Annotated in this window: 18 protein-coding genes; 9 read left to right on the top strand and 9 right to left on the bottom strand. The window is 70.9% G+C overall.

Annotated elements, in window-relative coordinates:
* Positions 1 to 13: 13 nt before the first annotated feature.
* The 5 genes from ABZX90_RS07955 to ABZX90_RS07975 all read right to left on the bottom strand — a co-directional run bounded on the left by ABZX90_RS07955 (position 14) and on the right by ABZX90_RS07975 (position 5512).
* Positions 14 to 949 (bottom strand): sugar ABC transporter permease, encoded by a 936-nt coding sequence (locus ABZX90_RS07955; protein ID WP_351128131.1) that lies wholly within the window; start codon positions 947 to 949, stop codon positions 14 to 16.
* A 216-nt stretch (positions 950 to 1165) separates the two neighbouring features.
* Positions 1166 to 2896, bottom strand: a complete 1731-nt coding sequence (gene araD / locus ABZX90_RS07960) for an L-arabinonate dehydratase (RefSeq protein ID WP_355202464.1) — start codon at positions 2894 to 2896, stop codon at positions 1166 to 1168.
* Complete coding sequence (locus ABZX90_RS07965; protein ID WP_355202467.1) at positions 2884 to 3792, bottom strand: dihydrodipicolinate synthase family protein; 909 nt, start codon at positions 3790 to 3792, stop codon at positions 2884 to 2886. Before ABZX90_RS07965 ends, araD begins: the two co-directional genes overlap by 13 nt.
* On the bottom strand, positions 3789 to 4445 hold the full coding sequence (locus tag ABZX90_RS07970) for a GntR family transcriptional regulator (protein ID WP_355202470.1): 657 nt from the start codon (positions 4443 to 4445) through the stop codon (positions 3789 to 3791). Before ABZX90_RS07970 ends, ABZX90_RS07965 begins: the two co-directional genes overlap by 4 nt.
* 479 nt (positions 4446 to 4924) lie before the next feature.
* Positions 4925 to 5512 carry a TIGR03086 family metal-binding protein gene (locus tag ABZX90_RS07975; RefSeq protein WP_351128139.1) on the bottom strand — a complete coding sequence of 196 codons (588 nt, stop codon included), beginning with the start codon at positions 5510 to 5512 and terminating at the stop codon, positions 4925 to 4927.
* A 282-nt stretch (positions 5513 to 5794) separates the two neighbouring features.
* On the opposite strand from ABZX90_RS07975, the gene ABZX90_RS07980 reads away from it, so the two are divergent.
* Positions 5795 to 6970, top strand: a complete 1176-nt coding sequence (locus ABZX90_RS07980; protein WP_351128141.1) for a serine hydrolase domain-containing protein — start codon at positions 5795 to 5797, stop codon at positions 6968 to 6970.
* A gap of 325 nt (positions 6971 to 7295) precedes the next feature.
* A complete protein-coding gene (locus tag ABZX90_RS07985) occupies positions 7296 to 8513 on the top strand; it encodes an MFS transporter (protein ID WP_355202474.1) in 1218 nt (405 codons plus the stop codon).
* Here the strand turns inward: ABZX90_RS07985 and ABZX90_RS07990 are convergent.
* Both ABZX90_RS07990 and ABZX90_RS07995 read right to left on the bottom strand, forming a co-directional pair.
* Positions 8510 to 9688, bottom strand: coding sequence for a hypothetical protein (locus ABZX90_RS07990; protein ID WP_351128145.1), 1179 nt, complete (start codon positions 9686 to 9688; stop codon positions 8510 to 8512). The genes ABZX90_RS07985 and ABZX90_RS07990 overlap by 4 nt on opposite strands.
* Entirely contained in the window at positions 9685 to 10626 is a 942-nt protein-coding gene (locus ABZX90_RS07995) for a 5-dehydro-4-deoxyglucarate dehydratase (protein WP_351128147.1), read from the bottom strand. The genes ABZX90_RS07990 and ABZX90_RS07995 overlap by 4 nt, the downstream gene beginning before the upstream one ends.
* Positions 10627 to 10894: 268 nt before the next feature.
* Between ABZX90_RS07995 and ABZX90_RS08000 the strand changes: the two genes are divergently transcribed.
* The 7 genes from ABZX90_RS08000 (at position 10895) to ABZX90_RS08030 (ending at position 18308) form a co-directional block, all read left to right on the top strand.
* Positions 10895 to 11704, top strand: coding sequence for an NAD(P)-dependent oxidoreductase (locus ABZX90_RS08000; RefSeq protein WP_351128149.1), 810 nt, complete (start codon positions 10895 to 10897; stop codon positions 11702 to 11704).
* A 272-nt stretch (positions 11705 to 11976) separates the two neighbouring features.
* Entirely contained in the window at positions 11977 to 12747 is a 771-nt protein-coding gene (locus ABZX90_RS08005) for a DeoR/GlpR family DNA-binding transcription regulator (RefSeq protein ID WP_351129464.1), read from the top strand.
* 110 nt (positions 12748 to 12857) lie between these two features.
* The gene (locus ABZX90_RS08010) at positions 12858 to 14228 is read left to right on the top strand and encodes a sugar ABC transporter substrate-binding protein (protein ID WP_351129462.1); all 1371 of its coding nucleotides are present in this window, start codon (positions 12858 to 12860) and stop codon (positions 14226 to 14228) included.
* Positions 14225 to 15160: a sugar ABC transporter permease gene (locus ABZX90_RS08015; RefSeq protein ID WP_351129460.1), complete on the top strand. Its 936-nt coding sequence runs from the start codon at positions 14225 to 14227 to the stop codon at positions 15158 to 15160. Before ABZX90_RS08010 ends, ABZX90_RS08015 begins: the two co-directional genes overlap by 4 nt.
* Positions 15160 to 16011: a carbohydrate ABC transporter permease gene (locus ABZX90_RS08020; protein ID WP_351129457.1), complete on the top strand. Its 852-nt coding sequence runs from the start codon at positions 15160 to 15162 to the stop codon at positions 16009 to 16011. The genes ABZX90_RS08015 and ABZX90_RS08020 overlap by 1 nt, the downstream gene beginning before the upstream one ends.
* Positions 16008 to 16997 (top strand): zinc-dependent alcohol dehydrogenase family protein, encoded by a 990-nt coding sequence (locus tag ABZX90_RS08025; RefSeq protein WP_355202481.1) that lies wholly within the window; start codon positions 16008 to 16010, stop codon positions 16995 to 16997. Before ABZX90_RS08020 ends, ABZX90_RS08025 begins: the two co-directional genes overlap by 4 nt.
* A gap of 105 nt (positions 16998 to 17102) precedes the next feature.
* The gene (locus ABZX90_RS08030; RefSeq protein ID WP_351129521.1) at positions 17103 to 18308 is read left to right on the top strand and encodes a TerD family protein; all 1206 of its coding nucleotides are present in this window, start codon (positions 17103 to 17105) and stop codon (positions 18306 to 18308) included.
* Positions 18309 to 18426: 118 nt separating this feature from the next.
* Here ABZX90_RS08030 and ABZX90_RS08035 read toward each other — a convergent pair whose 3' ends face one another.
* Entirely contained in the window at positions 18427 to 20007 is a 1581-nt protein-coding gene (locus tag ABZX90_RS08035; RefSeq protein WP_351129453.1) for a TROVE domain-containing protein, read from the bottom strand.
* A 501-nt stretch (positions 20008 to 20508) separates the two neighbouring features.
* A complete protein-coding gene (locus tag ABZX90_RS08040) occupies positions 20509 to 21963 on the bottom strand; it encodes an alkaline phosphatase PhoX (RefSeq protein ID WP_355202484.1) in 1455 nt (484 codons plus the stop codon).
* Between the last annotated feature and the right edge of the window lie 33 nt (positions 21964 to 21996).

Consider the following 21996-nt stretch of genomic DNA (forward strand, 5'->3'; position numbering starts at 1 on the left):
GCGTCCTTGGTGATCACTTGTCCCCGCCTCCGAACTTGCTCAGCCGCAGATAGACGATCGAGCAGAACAGCAGAATCACGAACGCGACCGTGGTCAGGGCCGACGCGTAGCCGAAGTTGTGGGCGTCGACACTGGTGTTGGCGATGTAGAGCGGGAGGGTCGTCGTCTCGCCCGCGGGTCCGCCGCCGGTCAGCGTGTAGAGCAGGTCGACGTTGTTGAACTCCCACACCGCGCGCAGCAGGGTGGAGAGGATGATCGCGTCCTTGAGGTGCGGCAGCGTGATGTGCAGGAACTGGCGGAAGCGGCTCGCCCCGTCGACCTCGGCGGCCTCGTAGAGGTCCTTGGACACGGACTGGAGATCGGCGAGGATCAGGATCGCGAAGAAGGGGACACCGCGCCACAGGTCGGCGACCACGGCCGCCGAGAAGACGGTCGAGGTGTCCGACAGCCAGCTGGTCCCGTACGAGCCGATGCCCGCGTCGGCGAGGTAACGGGTGATTCCTGTCTGGGAGTTGTAGAGCAGCACCCAGATCGCCGAGGTCAGGACCCCGGAGACGGCCCACGGCGAGAAGACCAGCGCGCGCCCGGCCGCCCGCCCGACGAAGGTCTGGTTGACGATCAGCGCGAGCGCCAGACCGAACAGCAGCTGGAGACCCACCTCGACGACGACCCACTTCGCGCTGAAGGTCAGCGTGTCCCAGAACTGCGGGTCGTCGGTGAAGGCGTGCACGAAGTTGTCGAAGCCCGCGTAGCCGTTGCGCCACGGCTTGGTGGGGTTGTAGTTCTGCAGGCTGTAGTAGAAGACGCTGATGACGGGGTAGGCGATGAAGCCCAGCATCAGCAGCGCCGCCGGGGCGATCAGTAGATACGGAAGCCTGCGCGGGGTCGCGGAAGCACGGCGCCGCCGGGGTGGCGCGGGCGGTTTCGCCACGGCTGCGGCTTGGGGCATGACTGTTCTCCGTTCTAGCGGGTGCCGTGGAGCACGTGCCTGGTCCGTAGGAAGCGCTTGCTCGATGCGCAGAGGTCAAGCGCTTCGCGTACGGTGTTCGGGATACAGGCCGTTCGTCCTGCCGGTGGTTCGTGAAGCCCGGTCATTCGTGAAACCGATGGTTCGTGATGCCGGTCGTTCGTAAAGCCAGCCAAGTGGAGTGCGGCCGTGGGTCGTTCAGCCCGCGTACGGGTCCTGCACCTTGCCCGGCCGGGCAAGGAACGCGAAGTCGCAGCCGGTGTCTGCCTGGGTGATCTGTTCGTTGTAGAGCGCGCCGTAGCCGCGCTCGTAGCGGACGGGCGGCGGAGTCCACTCGCCGCGCCTGCGCTCCAGCTCTGCTTCGTCCACGTTGAGTCGGAGTGACCGTGCCTCGACGTCGAGGGTGATCGTGTCGCCGCTCCGCACGAGGGCGAGCGGGCCGCCGACGTACGACTCGGGCGCCACGTGCAGCACGCACGCGCCGTAACTGGTGCCGCTCATCCGGGCGTCGGAGATCCGCACCATGTCCCGGACGCCCTGCTTCAGCAGGTGGTCGGGGATGGGCAGCATCCCGTACTCGGGCATGCCCGGGCCGCCCTTGGGACCGGAGCCCCGCAGCACGAGGACGCTGTCCGCGGTGATGCCGAGCGACGGGTCGTCGATGGTCCGCTGCATCGTCCGGTAGTCGTCGAAGACGACCGCGGGACCGGTGTGCTTGAGCAGCTGCGGTTCGGCGGAGATGTGCTTGATGACGGCGCCGTCGGGACAGAGGTTGCCGCGCAGGACGGCCACTCCGCCCTCGGCCGCGACCGGGTTCTCCCGGGTGCGGATGACGTCGTCGTTGTGCACCCGGGCGGTCGCCAGTTGCTCGCGCATGCTGTCGTGGGACACCGTGGGCCGGTCCAGGTGCAGCAGATCGGTGATCCGCGACAGGAACCCGGGCAGGCCGCCGGCGAAGTGGAAGTCCTCCATGAGGTACGTCCGTCCACCGGGCCGTACGTTGGCGAGCACCGGCACCGTCCGGGCGATCCGGTCGAAGTCGTCGAGCGTCAGGGTGACACCGGCCCGTCCGGCCATGGCGATCAGATGGATCACGGCGTTCGTCGAACCGCCCAGACCGAGCACCGTCGTCACGGCGTCAGCGAAGGCCTCCGCGGTGAGGATGTCGGACAACGTCCGGTCCTTGTGGACCAGTTCGACGATCCTGAGCCCTGCCGCGGCGGCCATCCGGTCGTGTCCGGAGTCGACGGCGGGGATGCTCGACGCGCCGGGCACGGTGACGCCGAGCGCCTCGGCGGCGGCCGTCAGCGTGGACGCGGTGCCCATCGTCATGCAGTGCCCCGGCGACCGGGCGAGCCCGCTCTCCAGCTCGGTCATCTCGCAGTCCCCGATGAGACCGGCGCGCTTGTCGTCCCAGTACTTCCACATGTCGGTGCCGGAGCCGAGGACTTCATTGCGCCAGTGGCCCGGGAGCATCGGCCCGGCGGGTACGAAGACGGTCGGCAGATCGACCGAGGCGGCCCCCATGAGCAGCGCGGGCGTGGTCTTGTCGCAGCCGCCCATCAGCACGGCCCCGTCGACCGGATACGACCGCAGCAGTTCCTCGGTCTCCATCGCGAGCAGGTTGCGGTAAAGCATCGGGGTCGGCTTCTGGAAGGTCTCGCTCAGCGTGGACACCGGGAATTCGAGGGGGAATCCGCCAGCCTGCCACACGCCCCGCTTCACTGCCTGCGCGCGGTCGCGCAGGTGCACATGGCAGGGGTTGATGTCGGACCAGGTGTTGAGGATCGCGACGACCGGCTTGCCCAGGTGCTCCTCGGGGAGGTAGCCGAGCTGCCGGGTCCGGGCCCGGTGGCTGAACGAACGCAGCCCGTCGGTGCCGTACCACTGATGGCTTCGGAGGTCCTCGGGCCGCTTCACAGGGACCAACCGGCGGCTATCGCGGCGACCTCGGAACGCTCGCTCGCGGGCAGCGGCCTGCTCGGCGGGCGAACGTCGCGGCGGCACAGGCCGAGCGAGGACAGGGCTTCCTTGACCACGGTGACGTTGTTCGCGGAGGCGTTCGCGGCACGCAGCTCCTCGAAGCGGCGGATCTGCTCCCAGACCTTCATCGCGGCCGGGTAGTCGCCTGACCGGAGCGCTTCGATCATGTTCAGCGAGACGGCCGGAGCGACGTTCACCAGGCCCGAGGTGAAGCCGGTGGCGCCGGCCGAGAAGTACGAGGGAGCGTACGGCTCGGCGAGTCCGGCCACCCAGACGAACCGTTCGAGCCCGGCGTCCCGCGCGAAGGACGCGAAGCGCGCGGCGTCGGGAACGGCGTACTTCACGCCGATGACGTTCGGACAGGCGTCCGCGAGTTCGGCGAGCCGCGCACCCGCGAGCCCCGGGTTACGGATGTACGGCACGACACCCAGCTCGGGCACGGCCTCGGCGATGGCCCGGTGGTAGTCGACCCAGCCGCTCTCCGAGACGTAGGGGTGCACGGGCTGATGGACCATCACCATCGGTGCGCCGAGCGTACGGGCGTGCCGCGCCGAGGCGACGGCGGTCGGCACGTCGTGCCCGACGCCGACGAGGACGACCGACCGGTCGCCGGCCTCCTCGATGGTCAACTCGGTGACGAGCTGCCGCTCTTCGGGGGTGAGTGCGTAGAACTCGCCGGTGTTGCCGTTGGGGGTGAGGGTGCGGACGCCGCCGTCGATCAGCCGGCGCAGCAGGGCCCGATGGGTGTCCCGGTCGATGGTGCCGTCCTCGGCGAACGGGGTCACCGGGATCGCCACGACCTCGGCGAGGGCCGCCCGCTGGGTCTCGAACGTCGCTGTCATTCCTGTCCGTCCCCTTCCTGGCCCTGGGGGAAGGCCCGTTGCACGAACGACGCGATGTGCGCGTGCAGCGCTCCGGCCGCGCCGTCGGCGTCACCGCCGAGAGCGAGCCGCAGGATCTCCCGGTGCTCGTTCGCCTCGCGCTCCCAGGAGGGATCGGCCGCCCAGGCGACCGCCGAGACGAGGGCCGCCTGGTCGCGCACCTCGTCGAGCATCCGGGCGAGCAGCGGGTTGCCGCAGGGCACGTACAGGGCGCGGTGGAACTCCCGGTTGGCCAGGGATCGTTCGGCAGCGTCGGCGGCGTCGTCGGCGCGGGTGAGGGCGTCCCGGGCGGCGTCGAGGGAGGCTCCGCGGCGCACCGCCCGGCGCAGCGCCTCGGGTTCGAGGAGCAGCCGTACGTCGTACACCTCGCGCGCCATGTCCGCGTCCACCATGCGCACCGTGACGCCCTTGTACTGGTTCATCACGACGAGTCCGGTGCCGGCCAGGGTCTTGAGCGCCTCGCGCACGGGTGTCTTCGACACTCCGAACTGTGCGGCGAGGTCGGTCTCGACCAGGGCCTGCCCCGGGGTCAACTGCCCGGTGAGGATGCGGTGTTTGATCCCCTCCAGCACGAACTGCGTGCGGGAGGGGATCGGGGTGGGCACAGAGGTCATGCGCGCCTCTCCGGTCTCACGTCTCGGATCACGGGAGCCGGGCATCGATCGCGGACATCGATCTCGGATCTCGCATATCGCGTCTCATATATGACGTACGAAGTACGACGCGTTGAAGGTAAGAGCGTGACCGTGCTTCGTCAACGCTTCCGACAAGGGAAGTTCACGTGACGTGCCGTGCCGGGCCGACCGCGAGGGACGGCGGGCCCCGGCCCCAGCCCCCCGAACGCGGTTGGTCCGGTGTTCGCTTCCGCGACGGAGGCCGAGGCAGGGTCCCTCAGGGGAACAGGTCGACTCGGAGGTCACCGACCCGGGAGCCGGGCCGCCGCGCGCCCGAACCCGTACTCCACGGGCAGGAGGCCGGCGCGGCGGGTCCGCGTGGAGACGGGAGATCCAGGGCGCCCCCGGAGGCGCCGGATCCATGTGCTTCCGCAATGCGGTGAAGACGCCTCACGGCTCTCCGCTTCCCGCTCCCCCCGCTACGGCTTCCAGCCGGGGTCGCGGCCGCTGAGGCCGATCACGCGGTCGAGGAGGGGAGCGTCGTCGGGTACCGGGACGACGGGGCCGAAGATGCCCCCGCCCCGGGTCGGGTCCTCGGCCGCGGCGCTGAGGAACTCGTACGAGGCCTGCAGGGCGGTGGCGTCGGGCGCGTACTCCTGGCCGGTGGCCCGCGCCAGGTCCCAGCCGTGCACCAGGAGTTCGTCGGCGGCCACCGCGGCCGCCACCGCGCCCGGCAGGTCCACTCCGCCCGCCCGGGTCATCCCGGACCAGGCGGCCGGGTCCCTCCAGGCGTCCGAGAGTCCGTCGAGCGCCTTCGGCAGGGCCTCGCGCCAGCCGGGCCCGATGTCGGGGACGGCGGAGGCCGGGCTCGTGTCGGTCGTCGCACCGAGGTCCTTGCGCGCGGCGTCACGGAAGGCGACGGACAGTCCGGCCAGGTGCCCCAGGATGTTGTGCACCGCGTACTCCGGACACGGAGTCGCCCCGCCGAGCTGGTCGTCCGTGACACCGTCCGCGAGGCGCGCCACGATCAGGGCCTGCGGCCCCAGGTCGAAAGTCTGGCCGGTCATCCGATTCTCCTCAGAACTCGTGTCCACTCCTGGGGGAGACCCGTGGGGGGCGGCCCCATGGAGTAGACCCGGCCCGCACGCGAAACTCATCGGTTCCCCGAACCCGGGTCCCCGCACCCGGGACTCATCGGTTCCCCGAACCCGGACTCTCGTACCGGAACAGCCGGACGGCCCAAAACCGGGCGGCGCGCTCCTCCGTATGCAGCAGCGGCGCGGGCGGGTGGATCGCCCGGGGCCGAAGCTGGGCGTGCCCCGGCCCCCCGCCCGACTCGGGAGAACCCCATGCCACTGCCCCGCCGCCCCCGGCTGCGTCTGTCCCTCGGCGCCCTGCTGGCCGCCACCTGTCTGACCGGCGTCGTGTCCGCACCGGCCGACGCCGACGGAACGTCCGCCGGCCGCGACCACGACCGCGCGCTGCGCGAACAGCTCGAGGAACTGGTGCGCAGCCCCGGTGGCCCGCCCGGTGTCATCGCCGTCATGCGCCGGGAGGGCGAGTCCCGCGTCCTGCGCGCCGGAGTGGCCGACATCGAAAGCGGTCGTCCGATCGAACCCGACGACCACACGCGGATCGCCAGTACGGCGAAGGCGTTCAGCGGTGCCGTGGCGCTGGGCCTGGTGGACCGGGGCGCGCTCTCCCTCGGCGACACCATCGGCCGTCTGCTGCCGTCGCTGCCGCGGAAGTGGCACGCCGTGACGCTGCGCCAGCTCCTGAACCACACGAGCGGGCTGCCGGACTACACCCGGAGTCCGGAGTTCCTCGAGATCCTCAACGCCGATCCCCGTCACCACTTCGACTCGCGCCGGCTGCTCGACTACGTGGCCGGCGAGCCGCTGCTGTTCCGGCCGGGATCGCAGTACAAGTACTCGAACTCCGACAACATCGCGGTCGCGTTGATGGCCGAGGCTGCGACCGGCAAGCGCTACGAGCAGTTGCTGCGCGGGCTCGTCTACCGGCCGCTCGGCCTGCGCGACACGAGCCTCCCGCAGGGCTTCGAGATGCCCGAGCCGTACATGCACGGCTACGACGTCCAGCCGCCGAACCCCCCGGAGGACATCAGCGAGGTGCTCAGCGCCTCGGGCGTGTGGGCGTCGGGCGGGATCATCTCGACTCCGGCGGACCTGACCCGGTTCATCCGCGGGTACGCGGGCGGGGCCCTGATCTCCAAGGCCACCCTGCGCGAGCAGCGCCGCTGGATCGACGGGGCCTCGGAGCCCGCCGGACCCGGCAAGAACAAGGCGGGGGCGGCGATCTTCCGCTACTCCACCCGCTGCGGAGTGGTCCTCGGCCACACCGGCAACTTCCCCGGCTACACCCAGCTGATCGCCGCCACCCCGGACGGCCGACGGTCACTGACCTTCTCGCTCACCACCCAGGTGAACGAGGCCGGCAAGCCGGAACTGCTCAAGGAGCTGCGCAAGGTCGAGGAGAACTTCGTCTGCGCGCTGCTGAAGGACTGAGGGACCCCCCGGGCAGGCGGCGCCCCGTCCCTGGGGCGACCGGCTGAGCCGTCGTCCGTCGGCGGGCCCCGGCGGCACCCGTGTCTAGGGCCTGTCCGGCGGATCAAGTCGGAGGAAACCTGCGGCGCCTGATCAGCGCACGTGAGCGAGGCCTGGTGCGTCCAACTGCAAGGCGGAGGAGGGCGTCGATGCGGAGCATCGGCAACCGACGACAACGCCGCAGGTGGGCGTGCCAGGCCCCGCGTCTCCGGCATGATCCGCCGGACAGGCCCTAAGGCGGTTGCCCGATCCCCTCGGGCCCGCCTTAGAACCACGATCACCTGCCATGACATGGACAGTGGCGAGGGTTCTGGGCGATCGCGACGCCGGTTTGTATCTGACCGGAGTGGTCGTCTCCGGCTTCGGGTCGTCGGCGATGTGGCTGGCCTCGGGCATCTGGGTCAAGGATCTGACGGGCTCGGACGGTCTGGCGGCGCTCTGCGTCTTCGCCCTCTGGGCCCCCACTCCGATCGGCCCCGCCCTGGGCACCCTCGCCGACCGGACCCGCCGCCGCCCCCTGCTCATCGGCACGAATCTGGTCCTGGCCGCGCTCCTGCCCGTCCTGTTCACCGTGGACGGGCCGGGCCGCCTGTGGATCCTGTTCGCGGTGCTCCTGGTCTACGGCACGGCGGGCGTGGTCCAGGACGCCGCCGAGTCCGCGCTGCTGGCCGGCGCGATCGACAAGCGCCTCCTCGGCGACCTCAACGGCCTGCGCATGACGGCCAACGAGGGCATGAAACTGGTGGCCCCGCTCGCCGGGGCGGGTCTCTACGCCGCGTACGGCGGCGCGCGGGTGGCGCTCCTGGACGCGGTGACGTTCGCGCTGGCGGCGGGCGTGTACGCGCTGCTGGGAATCCGTGAGACCCCGCCGGTCCGGACGTCCGCCGGGAGCCTGGGCACCCGCACCGCGGAAGGCGTCCGCCACCTCCGGCGAAACCCCCGGCTCCGGGTCCTGGTCCTCGCCGGCGGTACGACCATGCTCCTCGCGGGGATCAACGGCGCGACGGTCTACGCCGTGGCCGAGGGGCTGGGCCACTCCCCCGCGTACGTCGGTGTCCTGTACGTCGCGCAGGGCGCCGGCTCGGTCGCCGTCGGGCTCGTGTCCGGGACGCTGCTGCGGTGGCTCGGCGAACAGCGCTTCGCCGCCTGCGGGATCGCCCTCACCGCCGTCGCGGTCGTCCTCCGGGCCGTTCCGTCCGACGCGGTGGCCCTCGCGGCCGGCGCGGCCGTGGGGGTCGGGCTGCCCTGCCCGCTCATCGCCGCTTTCACCGCGGTCCAGCGGGAGACACCGGCCCACCTGCTGGGCCGCGTCTCCGCCACCTCGAACACGCTTCTGTACGCCCCGAACGCCATCGGCCTGGCCCTCGGGGCGGGCCTGGTGGAACTCGTCGACCACCGCGTCCTGCTCCCCGCGCTGGGCGTGATCCTGCTGGGGCCCCTGGGCTCCCTGCTCCGGGCACCCCGGCCCGGGCGGCGGACCGAGGGCACGACAGAACTCCTCTAGCCCAGCCCCGCCAGCGCCTCCCGCACCGACTCCAGGTCCCGATCCGATGCCAACCCGGCGTGATACAGCCGCAGTTCCGTCGCCCCCAGCGCGACCGCGTCCGCCACGTCCGCCGCCAGGCTGTCCGGCCGGCCTCCCATGCCCGACACCACGGTGAAGTTGGCGGCCAGGACCCGCCCCCGCGCGCCCGCCTCCACCGCCTCCGCGAACGGGGTCAGCGGCCCGGCGCCCGCGGTGCACGGCACGACCACCCCGTCGGCCACGGACAGGATGTGCCGGGGGTCGACTCCGGCGTTGGCTCCGCAGTGGTAGGAGACCGGGTCGGCGTGCAGGAGCACCTGGAAACCGGCCGGTGCGGCGGAGCGGACCGCCGCGACCGTCTCCTCCTGGAGCGACCGGGCCACCCCGTCCCGCCACGCCCGGGTGGCCCCGGCCCTCTCCGCCCCGAGCAGCTTCTCCACCCCGGCCCAGCCGCCGTCCGACGGCGCCCCCCGCCACACCGGCTCCAGCGCCCCGCGTACGGCGGCCGCCAGCTCGCCGGCGTCGAGGCCCTGCCTCCCGTACCCCTCCCGGCACGCGGCGCAGAAGCAGAGCGACATCAGGTACTGCCCGGCGTCCCCGAGCGCCACTCCGCCGATCTTGTCGTGGGCGTGCAGATGGGCGAGCCCGTACCAGCCGAGCGACTCCAGTTCGGTACCGGACGCACCGGGCCGGACCGCGGCCTCCACCGCGAGGCCGGCGAGGTAGGCGCGCGTGGCGGGCTGGGCCACGCAGGGGGCCCAGGGGTAGCGGTCACCGTAGGCGTTGACGACGGAGGTCGCCGGATGTTCTTCCCCCATACGGGAGTTGTGCGCGAGCACGACCCAGGTGTGGACGTCGAGCCCGGCCCCGGCGAGCGCGGCGGCGGCCTCGCCGTACGCGTCACCGGGCGCCCAGTCGCCCGCCGGGTACGGGCGAAGGGCGCGCCCCTGCCACCGCGTCTCGTCCACCGGGTGGAGCACGGCGGCGTGCGAGGCCGTGACGATCCGGTGCCGGGGGTGGCGGGGCGTCGACGCGCGGGTGGAGTGGTACGCGGACGCGAGCGTCACCTGGCGTACGCCGAGACCGGCGGTCCTGGCGGCAGCCTCCGGGTCCCCGTTGACGTCCCAGGGGTACAGGAACGCGGATGTTCTCACTTGTCCTCCTCAAGGAGCGCGTACCCGCGGTCGATCAGCTGCGCGAGCTGCTTGACATGGTCCTCGGTCGGTTCGTTCAGCGGGGGGCGTACCTCGCCGACGTCCAGTCCGCGCAGCCGGACGCCCGCCTTGACGAGGGCGACCGCGTAGCCGCGTCCCCGCGCCCTCAGGTCCACGAAGGGCCGGTAGAAGCCGTCCAGCAGCCGGTTCACCGTCGCGTCGTCCCCGGTGTTCAGCGCCCGGTGGAAGGCGAGCGCGATCTCGGGGGCGAAGCAGAACACCGCCGAGGAGTACAGGGTGATCCCCACCCCCCGGTAGGCGAGTCCCGTCAGCTCGGCCGTCGGGAGGCCGTTGAAGTAGAGGAAGTCGCCTGGCGCCTCGCTGCGTACGGCGCTCACGATCCGCTGCATCAGGTCCAGGTCGCCGAGCCCGTCCTTGAAGCCGATGATCCCCTCGGTGCGCGCGAGCTCGACCACGCTCTCGGGGGTGAAGACGGCGTTGTCCCGCTGGTAGACGACGACGTCCAGGGAGGTGGCGGCGGCGACCTCCCGGTAGTGCCGCAGCAGACCCTCCTGCCCGGCCACCACGAGATACGGCGGCATGGCGAGCAGCCCGTCGGCCCCGGCGGTCTCCGCGAGCGTCGCGTAGCGCACGGCGAGGGCGGTCCCGTATCCGGCGCCCGCGACCACCGGCACGCGTCCCGCGGTCGCCTCCACGGCCGCCCGCACGCAGGCCTCGAACTCCTCGGGCGTGAGCGCGTGGAACTCGCCGGTGCCGCAGCACGCGAAGACCGCCGCGGCTCCGGCCTCGACACCGCGCCGCACATGCTCCCGGTAGACGTCGAGATCGACGGAGCCGTCGGGGCCGTACGCGGTGACGGGGAAGAAGAGCGGCCCGCTGGGGATGCTCAGCCGAGCGGCAAGAGGGGCTGACGTCACGGACTCTCCCTAAAAAAAGGTGCCACCGAGTGCATGTTTCTGATCCACGTCTATATTTCTGAACGCATCCACGCTAAGCCGCCACCTCGGGGCCGGTCAAGCACGCAAACCCGCAACACGGAGGCGGATTTCCCCCCTCCGCGCGACACTTGACGCGGCACGTCAGCGCTCCTTAGCGTGTCCACGGATGTGAATGTCGTACACGAATACGGCCGCCTGGCGGAGCCTCCGCCTTGACGCATCGGCCCGCACCGAGGAGAACCCCCGCATGCCCGCTCCCCGCACCGTTCTGCTCACCGGCGCCGCCGGCGGACTCGGCACCCTGATGCGCGGACTGCTGCCGCGGTACGGCTACGAGCTGCGTCTGCTCGACGTGCTCCCGATCGAGGGCGAGCCCGACGCGATCACCGCGGACCTCGCCGACCGGGCGGCGCTGCGCGAGGCGGTGCGAGGCGTCGACGCGATCATCCACCTCGCCGGCATCTCCCTGGAGGCCTCCTTCGACAAGATCCTCAAGGCGAACATCGAGGGGACGTACAACCTGTACGAGGCGGCGCGCGAGGAGGGCGTACCCCGTGTCGTCTTCGCCTCCTCCAACCACGCGGTCGGCTTCACCCCGCGCCCGCGGGGCGACGATCCCCTGATCCCGATCGACACCCCGCACCGCCCGGACACCTTCTACGGCCTGTCCAAGTCGTTCGGCGAGGACCTGGCGCAGTTCTACTGGGACAAGCACGGCCTGGAGACGGTCTCGGTGCGCATCGGGTCCTGTTTCGCGGAGCCCACCAGCGTGCGCATGCTCTCGGTCTGGATGAGCCCCGAGGACGGCGCCCGCCTCTTCCACGCGGCCCTGACCGCCGAGGCCGTGGGGCACACGGTCGTCCACGGCTCGTCCGCCAACACCCGCCTGTGGTGGGACCTCTCGACCGCGCGGGCGCTCGGCTACGAACCGCGCGACGACTCCGAGCCGTACGCCGAGAAGCTCATCGCCGAACAGGGCGACCTCGACCCGGACAACCCCGACCACGCCCACCTGGGCGGCCACTTCACGACGCACCCGCCGATCTGGCCGTACTGACGCGGCGGCGGGAAGCGGGACGGCGGGCGGGCACCGAACGGGCCCGCCCGCCCCCGTGTCCGGGCACGGACCCTGCCCGATCCCCCCTCTTCCCCCGCTCCACCCCAGGTCCGCCGCGGCCAGGCACGGCGCCGAACGGGCACAGCCGGGCAGCATCGGGCATGCAACAGACCTGGTCAGTGGCCGATACCCGCTGTAGAACTTCCCTCAAGGGCCTCCACCGGGCCCGAACGGACAGTGCGCGGCTGAGCGTGAGGGAGCGGGTGACGGCCATGACGGCGATGACGGCGGAAGAACGGCAGCGCGAGATCGTCCGGACCGCGCGCCGCACGGGCTCGGTCGACGTCACCGAACTCGCCGCCACACTGGGCGTCGCCAAGGAGACCGTACGGCGCGATCTGCGCACGCTGGAGGACCACGGTCTGGTGCGCCGCACCCACGGCGGCGCCTACCCCGTGGAGAGCGCCGGTTTCGAGACGACGCTCGCCTTCCGCACCACGAGCCACGTGCCCGAGAAACGCCGGATCGCCGCCGCCGCGGCCGAACTGGTCGGGGACGCCGAGACCGTCTTCGTCGACGAGGGGTTCACCCCGCAGCTCATCGCCGAAGCGCTGCCCAGGGACCGGCCGTTGACCGTGGTCACCGCTTCCCTCGCCACGGCCGGCGCGCTCGCCGAAGCCCAGAACACCAGCGTCCTGCTGCTCGGCGGCCGGGTCCGCCCCGGCACGCTCGCCACCGTCGACCACTGGACGACGAAGATGCTCGCCGGCTTCGTCATCGACCTGGCGTTCATCGGCGCCAACGGCATCTCCCGCGAACACGGCCTCACCACCCCCGACCCGGCGGTCAGCGAGGTCAAGGCACAGGCGATCAGGGCCTCCCGGCGCACGGTCTTCGCGGGCGTGCACACCAAGTTCGGCGCCGTCAGCTTCTGCCGGTTCGCCGACATCAGCGCCCTGGAGGCGATCGTCACGAGCACGCTGCTCCCGGCGTCCGAGGCACATCGCTACTCGCTCCAGGGCCCGCAGGTCATCCGCGTCTGAAACCCGACCCACTCCCCTCTCCACCCCATGTGCAGGCCCGATTCACCCACTCCGGGGCACCCCCATGCCTCGCGCCGCCCTTTGTCTCCCCCTTCCTCCAGGAGTGATCCATGCGAACCCCGAGCCGACGGAGGCCGCGCGTGCTGCTCGCCGCGGCCGCCGCAGGGACGCTGCTCACCCCGCTCCTCTCCGGCTGCTGGACCGGAGCGGGCGGGACGGGCTCCGGCGGGAACTCCATCAACGTCCTGATGGTCAACAACCCGCAGATGGTCGAGCTGCAGAAACTCACCAAGGCCCACTTCACCCGAGAGACCGGCATCAAGGTGAACTTCACCGTCCTGCCGGAGAACGACGTCCGCGACAAGATCAGCCAGGACTTCGCCAACCAGGCCGGCCAGTACGACGTCGCCACCCTGTCCAACTACGAGATACCGATCTACGCCCGCAACGGCTGGCTGCACGAGATGGACTCGTACGTCCGCCAGGACAGCGCGTACGACGAGCAGGACATCCTGGGGCCCATGCGGCAGTCGCTGACCGCCGACGACGGAAAGCTCTACGGACAGCCGTTCTACGGCGAGTCGTCCTTCCTCATGTACCGCAAGGACGTGTTCGCCGCGAAGGGCCTGACCATGCCCGCGCACCCCACCTGGGACCAGGTGGGCCGGCTGGCCGCCGCGGCCGACGGCGCCGAGTCCGGCATGAAGGGCATCTGCCTGCGCGGACTGCCCGGCTGGGGCGAAGTCATGGCCCCGCTCACCACCGTGGTGAACACCTTCGGCGGCACCTGGTTCGACAAGAACTGGCAGGCACGCCTGGACTCCCCCGAGTTCGAGAAGGCGACCAAGTTCTACGTGGACCTCGTACGCGAGCACGGCGAGTCCGGCGCCGCCCAGTCCGGCTTCGCCGAGTGCCTCAACAACATGACGCAGGGCAAGACCGCCATGTGGTACGACGCCACCTCCGCCGCGGGCCTGCTGGAGGCCAAGGACTCCCCGGTCAAGGGCAAGCTCGGCTACGTACCGGCGCCGGTCGAGAAGACCGGGTCCTCCGGCTGGCTCTACACCTGGGCCTGGGGACTCCAGAAGGCCTCGCACAACTCCGACAAGGCCTGGAAGTTCATCTCCTGGGCCTCCGGCAAGGGATACGAGCAGCTCGTCGGGGACACCGCCGGCTGGTCGAACGTCCCCGCGGGCAAACGCGCCTCGACCTACACCAACGCCGCCTACCGCGAGGAGGCCGGGGCCTTCCAGGACATGACCCGCGAGGCCATCGAGGGCGCCCGGCCCCGTGACCCCGGCGTCCAGCCGCGCCCCGCGCCCGGCATCCAGTTCGTCGGCATCCCCGAGTTCACCGACCTCGGCACCAAGGTCTCGCAGGAGATCAGCGCGGCCATCGCCGGGCGCCAGTCCGTCGACTCGGCGCTGAGCAAGTCCCAGAAACTCGCCGAGAAGATCTCCAAGGAGTACGAGGGACGATGACCGCCACGACAACGGCCCGCGTGGCCGCTCCTCCCGCACGCACCCATCGGCAACCGTCCGCCCGGCTGCGCGCCTGGGCCACCCGCGGCCCCCTGCTCCCGGCCCTGATCTTCATGATCGCGGTGACCCAGCTGCCCTTCGTGGCCACGCTGGTGATCTCGTTCTTCGACTGGAACGCCCTCTACCCGAAGGCCCGCCACTTCACCGGCCTCGGCAACTACACGGACGTCCTGACCGACGCCGACCTGCGGCACTCCGTCTGGACGACGATCCTGCTGACCGTCACCGTCGTCCTGGTCAGTCTGGTCCTCGGCCTGCTCCTGGCCCTGCTCCTGGACCGGAGGTTCCGGGGGCGCGGCATCGTCCGCACCCTGCTCATCGCACCGTTCCTGGTGGTCCCCGTCGCCGCCGCCCTCCTGTGGAAGCACGTGCTCTACAACCCTGAATACGGCCTGCTCAACGGGCTGTTGCACTACGTCGGCGGACCCCAGCCCGACTGGATCTCCACCACCCCGCTGCTCGCGGTCGAGGCCTCCCTGGTCTGGCAGTGGACGCCGTTCATGATGCTGATCCTGCTCGCCGGACTGCAGAGCCGCGACCAGCAGCAGATCGAGGCGGCGCGGGTGGACGGCGCGAACGACTGGCAGGTCTTCCGCCACCTCACCCTCCCCCACCTGCGCCGCTACCTCGAACTGGGCGCCCTGCTGGGCTCGATCTACATCGTCCAGAACTTCGACGCGGTCTTCACCCTCACCTCCGGGGGCCTCGGCACCGCCAATCTGCCCTACACCGTCTACCAGAGCTTCTACCAGGCCCACGAGAACGGCCTCGCCTCCGCAGCCGGCGTCCTGGTGGTCATCGGCTCGATCGTCATCGCGACCTTCGCCCTGCGCGTGGTGTCGTCCCTGTTCCGCGAGGAGGTGTCCCGCTGATGAGCGCCACCGCGCCACACGTCCGTCCCCGCCGCACCAAGGGAACCGGCCTGGGCCTGGCCGCCTGGGTGCTGGGCGTCGTGTTCTTCCTGCCCATCGCCTGGATGGCCCTGACCTCCTTCCACTCCGAGTCCGACGCGGCGAAGAACCCGCCGTCCTTCGGCGCGGCCCTGACCCTCGACGGCTACCGGGAGTTCTTCGGCACGGGCGGCGGCGCGAGCCCCTGGCCCGCGCTCGTCAACTCCACGGTGGCGTCGGTGGTGTCCACCCTCTGCGTCCTGCTGCTGGCCCTCCCGGCGGCGTACGCGCTCTCGGTCCGCCCGGTGAAGAAGTGGACGGACGTCCTGTTCTTCTTCCTGTCGACCAAGATGCTCCCGGTGGTGGCGGGCCTTCTCCCGATCTACCTCTTCGCCAAGAACACCGGCATGCTCGACAACATCTGGCTCCTGGTCGTCCTCTACACCTCCATGAACCTGCCGATCGCGGTGTGGATGATGCAGTCGTTCCTCGCCGAGGTACCGGTCGCCGTGATCGAGGCCGCGCAGATCGACGGCGCGCGGCTGCCGACGGTCCTGGCCCGCGTCGTGGCCCCCATCGCCCTCCCCGGTATCGCGGCGACTGCCCTGATCTGCTTCATCTTCAGCTGGAACGAGCTGCTCTTCGCCCGGGTGCTCACGGGTGTGGTCGCCGAGACGGCCCCCGTCTTCCTGACCGGATTCATCACCAGCCAGGGCCTGTTCCTGGCGAAGGTGTGCGCCGCGTCGCTCGTCATCTCCCTGCCGGTGCTCGCCGCGGGGTTCGCCGCCCAGGACAAGCTGGTCCAGGGCCTGTCGTTGGGAGCCGTGAAATGAAGGCCGCAGTCATCGAGTCCGTGGGCCGCGCCGTCGTGGCCGAGGTCCCGGACCCGACGCCGGGCCCCCGCGAGGTCGTGGTCGAAGTCGCCGCCTGCGGCCTGTGCGGCACCGATCTGCACATCCTCCAGGGCGAGTTCGCGCCGAAGCTGCCGATCGTGCCGGGCCACGAGTTCGCGGGCGAGGTGGTCGGCGTCGGCACCCGCGTCACCGAGCTCGCGATCGGCGACCGGGTCGCCGTCGACCCTTCCCTGTACTGCTACGAGTGCCGGTACTGCCGTACGGGCCACAACAACCTCTGCGAACGGTGGGCCGCGATCGGCGTGACCACCGCGGGCGGCGCCGCCCAGTACGCGACCGCCCCCGTCGCGAACTGCGTGAAGCTCCCCGATCACGTCGGCACCCAGGACGCGGCCCTGGTCGAACCGCTCTCCTGCGCCGTCCGCGGCTACGACGTCCTGCGGTCCCGGCTCGGCGCCCACGTCCTCGTCTACGGCTCCGGAACGATGGGCCTGATGATGCTGGAGCTCGCCAAGCGCACCGGCGCGGCGAGCGTGGACGTCGTCGACGTGAACCCCGAGCGGCTGGCCACCGCCCGGCTCCTCGGCGTCTCCGCGTCGGCGGCGAGCGCCGACGAACTGGACCGCCCCCAGGGCTGGGACGTGGTCGTCGACGCGACGGGCAACGCGGCGGCGATCCAGGACGGCCTGGACCGGGTGGCGAAGGCGGGCACCTTCCTCCAGTTCGGCGTGGCGGACTACGCGACCCGGGTCACCATCGACCCGTACCGCGTCTACAACCAGGAGATCACCATCACCGGCTCGATGGCCGTGCTGCACAGCTTCGAACGCGCGGCGGAACTCTTCGCCGCGGGCGTCCTCGACCCGTCGGTCTTCATCAGCCACCGCGTCCCGCTGGCCGGCTATCCCCAGGCGCTGGAACAGTTCGCGTCCGGCGTGGGAAGGAAGATCGTCGTAGTGCCCTGAACGCCGATCCGAGCGGCGGGGGCGAAAGATCTTACGCCCCCGCAACTCACTCTTGGGTAAGGGAACGGTAAAGCACCTTTGCTCGTTACCCCAGTCATGACAGCTATGACGCCCGGCTCGAACATCCCTCTCCCCGTCTCGCGCGTGACGGTGGACGTCACCGCCCCGGTGCGGCTCGACGTGTCGAGCCTGCTGCTCACCGCCGACGGCAAGGTGCGCTCCGACGAGGACTTCATCTTCTACAACCAGCCCACCGGACCCGGCGTGACCTACCGCTCGGGCGGCGGCACGGCCCCGGACGCGATCACCGTCGACACGACCGCGGTGCCCCCGGGCATCGAGAAGATCGTCGTCACGGCGAGTCCCGACGCGGCGGGCCAGTCGTTCCAGGGCATCGAACCCACCGCGACGATCCGCAACGCTGACGACAACACCGTGCTGGCCACCTTCACCCCTCCCCAGCTGGGCGCGGAGACGGCACTGGTGATCGTCGAGGTCTACCTCCGCAACGGCGCGTGGAAGGCCCGCGCGGTCGGCCAGGGCTACGCGAACGGCCTGGCGGGCATCGCCACCGACTTCGGCGTGAGCGTGGAGGAACCCGTTCCGGCCGCCCAGCCCGCCCCCGCGGTCCAGCCCCCGGCCCCGGCCGTGGACCCGCGCTTCACCGCCCCGCCCGCCCCGGCCGCTCCGCCGGCTCCCCCGGCTCCCCCCGTGGCCGCCCCCGCCGCCACCGGCAAGATCAACCTCGACAAGGGCCGGGTCAGCCTCCAGAAGAACCAGACGGTCTCCCTGGTCAAGGGCGGCAGCCCGTTCCTCGCCAAGGTCCAGATGGGCCTCGGCTGGGAGCCCGCGTTCCGCGGCAAGGACATCGACCTGGACGCCTCGGTCATCGCGTACGGCCCGCAGCGCAACCACATCGACAGCTGCTACTTCGGCAAGCTCTCCATCGTGAACGGCGCGATCAAGCACTCCGGCGACAACCTCACGGGCGAGGGCGGCGGAGACGACGAGGTGATCACCGTCGACCTCGGCCGACTCCCCCAGGAGGTCACCGGCCTCGTCTTCACGGTCAACTCCTTCTCCGGCCAGAAGTTCACCGAGGTGGCCAAGGCCTACTGCCGCCTCCTCGACGCCGCCACGGGCGAGGAACTCGTCCGCTTCGACCTCACCAACGCCGAGGCCCAGACGGGCGTCATGATGGCCAAGCTCATCAAGCAGTTCTCCGGCGAATGGGAAATGACGGCCATGGGCGACTTCGTCAAGTCCCGCACGGTCCGAGGCATGGTGAAGCCGGCGGCCCAGTCGCTCTGACCGGGGCCTTCGTCCCGCCAGACACCAGCGTGCGGCCCGCACCGAAGTGCGGGCCGCACGTGCCGATCAGGTCCAGGAACCGTACGCGTCGCCGCGGCCCGGAAGCCGCACCCGTCGCTCAGGCCCAGGGCCAGTCCGCGTCCCTGGCCGACTCCAGAAGCGGCACCATCCGGAAAGCCGCGTCCGAGAGCCCGCCGAAGGTGTGCCTGTTCCCCTTGCCCGACGGGCCGTGGCCCGCGCGGTAGCCGGCGAGGTTCCACGTGTAGACCGGTACGTGCGCCGGGACCTGCTCGGTCGGGTCGCCGAAGTGGCTGTACGCGGCCTGCTCGTCGGTGACGATGAGGACCCGGTCGTGCTTCCTGTAGTGCGCGCGGACCGCCTCGCTCGTGTTGGTGCCGCCGAGGTCGCCGAACCGCTCGATGACCTTGAGCACCGACTCGCCCTTGCGGAACTCCACCCGCTTGCTGGTGGTGCCGAACTCGACGAGATCCGCGTCCGCCGCCCGCAGCGCGAGCGCCGTACCGAAGATCGCCGCCGCGTCGGCCCGGTTGAGCTCCGAGCGCTCCGACAGCCGCGAGTAGAACATCGAGCCCGAGCGGTCCACGAGCACCAGCGTCCGGCCGGGCAGCGCGGGTACGTTGGCCAGCGAGTGGCCGAGCGCCTGCTCCAGCGGGTACGACCAGCGCAGCGACGGCGCGTGCTGGTAGGCGGCCAGGTAGCGGAACGGGAACTGCCGCGAGCGCGCGACCTCCGCCGGGTCGCTGATCCTCGCGGCGACCTGCGCCGCCATCTCGTCGCTGACGCCCGCCTCGTCGAAGTTGCGCAGGTTACGGACGAGCGCCATCGCGCCCATGGACGGAATGACGGCCTCCCAGGCCGCCTTGTCCATCGGTCCCTGCAGCCAGCCGGCCAGTGCCTCCCAGGTCATGCCCGCGTCCGCCAGGCGCTGCGCGCCGTGCGCGCCGGTCACGACCTTGCGCCGCTTCGCGGGCCGCAGTGCCATCAGGTCGCGGTGGGCGACGAGCACGGGCAGCGACTTGGGGACGACGGCCGTGTCCGGGTTGTGGCGCCGGTCCAGCGCGTACTGGAACAGGTCGCCCTGCCACGGCTTGTCGGGGTCCGGCGCCGCGTGCACGAGGTTGAGGATGTCGCCGAAGCGGTAGCCCTTGGACGCCGTGTCGTACTTCAGCAGCGACTTGCCGCTGTAGAGACGTCGTACGGCGTCGGCGATGCCCCGCTTGACGGGCTTGGGCACGTTGCGGCCGTACTGGGAGGTCCAGTAGCCGAGCAGCTCGCCCGGCTCGTCGGGGCGGCGCAGCACGGAGGCGATGACCTGCCGGTTGGCGGGGCCGTCGGTGGCGCCCGCGTCGAGGCGTGCCTTCACGTACTCGGCGGCGCCCACGAGCGAGGCGGTGCGCAGGTTGCCCTCGCCGCGCAGCCAGCCGAGCAGGGCGGCGGTCCAGGACGGGTCGGTGACGGCGAGCTCGCGCACGAGCGCGGCGAACCGGTCGTCGCGGGCCGCGCCGGCCTCGTAGAAGGTCTGCTGCGACACGAAGTTGGCGATCGCCAGGAGGAAGAGCTCGGAGCGTGCGTCGCGCTCCTGGCCGCGGCCGCCCTGGTGCGTCCGCAGTACACGGCCGGTGGACGTCACGCGAGAGGTCGGCTGGGCCTTCGCCGCCTTGGTGTTGAAGCGTGCCATGGTGAATTCCCCCGAATTCATGAGAGTTTCGGAGGGAGGCACAGCAAATGGAGGGTGCCCGAGGTCAGGAATCGGCGACGGACTTGCGCAGATGCTCTACCGATTGAGCTACACCGACCCGAAGTCGATGACGGGATTTGAACCCGCAGCCCTCTGATCCCAAATGAAGTAACCGTTGCCTGCGCACCGGGCACCCACCATGAGCTGCGCCTCCCGAGATCAAGTCGGCCGCGGCGTGGATTCTTTGAGAGAGAAGTAGCCGCGGCCCGCGCACCGGGAGGTGCGTGAAGTTGTGGTGTCCAGAGTTCAGGTCGGCGGAACCGACGTAGGTGCTCTAACCCCTGAGCTACACCGGCGCGTTGTACCGGTGGCGGGACTCGAACCCGCGGCCGCCCCATTATCAGTGGAAGTAGGTCCTGCCTTCGCACCTGGACATGCATCACTTTAGGAGGCGGCCGCGCGTCGGGCGAGCGAATTAATGGCCGGGAACCCGGCGGAGGTTCAGCAGCGCTTCTGGCGCTTCCAGGGGCCGGTGATGGCGAGCATGATGCCGGGTACCTGGATGTTGGCGAAGAGGGTCCTGCCGTCGGGCGAGAAGGTGACGCCGGTGAACTCGCTGTACTCCGGCGCCTCGGCGGTGCCGATGTTGAGTTCGTTGCGCGCGATCGGGTAGGTGCGGCCGTTCTCGGTGGCGCCGAAGAGGTGCTGGACGCCTTCGCCGTCCTCGGCGATGACCAGACCGCCGTACGGGGAGACGGTGATGTTGTCGGGGCCGTCGAAGGCGCCGTCGACGGACGGGTTCGGGTTCACGCCGATGAGGACCTTCAGCGTCAGGGTGCGGCGCTTGGGGTCGTAGAACCAGACGGCTCCGTCGTGCGCCAGGCCGGGGCTCTCGGTGCGGGCGAAGGAGGAGACGATGTAGATGCCGCCGTCGCCCCACCACATGCCTTCGAGCTTGCGGGCGCGGGTGACCTGGCCGTCGGTGAACTGCTTGCGGACGGAGACGGTCTTGGCGTCACGGTCCTGGACGTCGACCCAGTCCACGCCGTACACGGTGCCGATCTTCGTGGCGCGGGAGAGGTCGTCGACGTACTTGCCGCCGGAGTCGAAGCACTTGAAGGCCTGGAGCGATCCGGCGTCGTCGGCGAGGGTGGCGAGCTGTCCGTGGCCGTGCTCGAAGCCCTGCGGGGGCGTCCAGCGGTAGAGCAGGCCGTTGGGGCCCGAGGCGTCCTCGGTGAGGTAGAGCCGGCCGCGCTTGGGGTCGACGACGACGGCTTCGTGCGCGTAGCGGCCGAGTGCCTTGATGGGCTTGGGGTTCTTGTTGCGACGGCGGTCCTCGGGGTCGACCTCGAAGACGTAGCCGTGATCCTTGGTCATGCCGTTCACGCCGGCCTTGTCCTCGGTCTCCTCGCAGGTGAGCCAGGTGCCCCAAGGAGTGTTGCCACCGGCGCAGTTGGTGGCGGTGCCCGCGATGCCGACCCACTCGGCGACCTTGTCCCCGCGCACCTCGACGACCGTGCAGCCGCCCGAGGCGGCGGGGTCGTAGACGAGGCCCTCGGTGAGCGGCACCGGGTAGGCCCACTTGGAGCGGGCGCCGGACAGCTCGTGGTTGTTGACCAGGAGGGTGGCGCCGCGCGGGCCCTCGAAGGTGGACGTTCCGTCGTGGTTGGAGGGCGTGAACTCGCCCGACTCCAGCTTGGTCCTGCCGCTGTAGGTGATGACGCGGTAGGAGAACCCCTTGGGCAGCGAGAGGAGGCCCTTCGGGTCGGTGACGAGCGGACCGTAGCCGACGCCGCCGTGTCCGGCCGCCGATTCCTCTCCCGCGCCGTCGGTGTCCGTCTCCGTGGCGGCGAGAGCGTTGGGGGCGGTGGCGAGGGCGCCTACGCTGCCGACCAGGGCGACGCCTGCACCGGTGATCGCGGACTGTCTGGCGAAGTCCCTGCGGGTGAGCGACATGTGATGTCTCCTGTGACGGTGGACTCGGACTGT

It is taken from the genome of Streptomyces sp. NPDC002935, assembly GCF_040611295.1.
Taxonomy (GTDB): domain Bacteria; phylum Actinomycetota; class Actinomycetes; order Streptomycetales; family Streptomycetaceae; genus Streptomyces.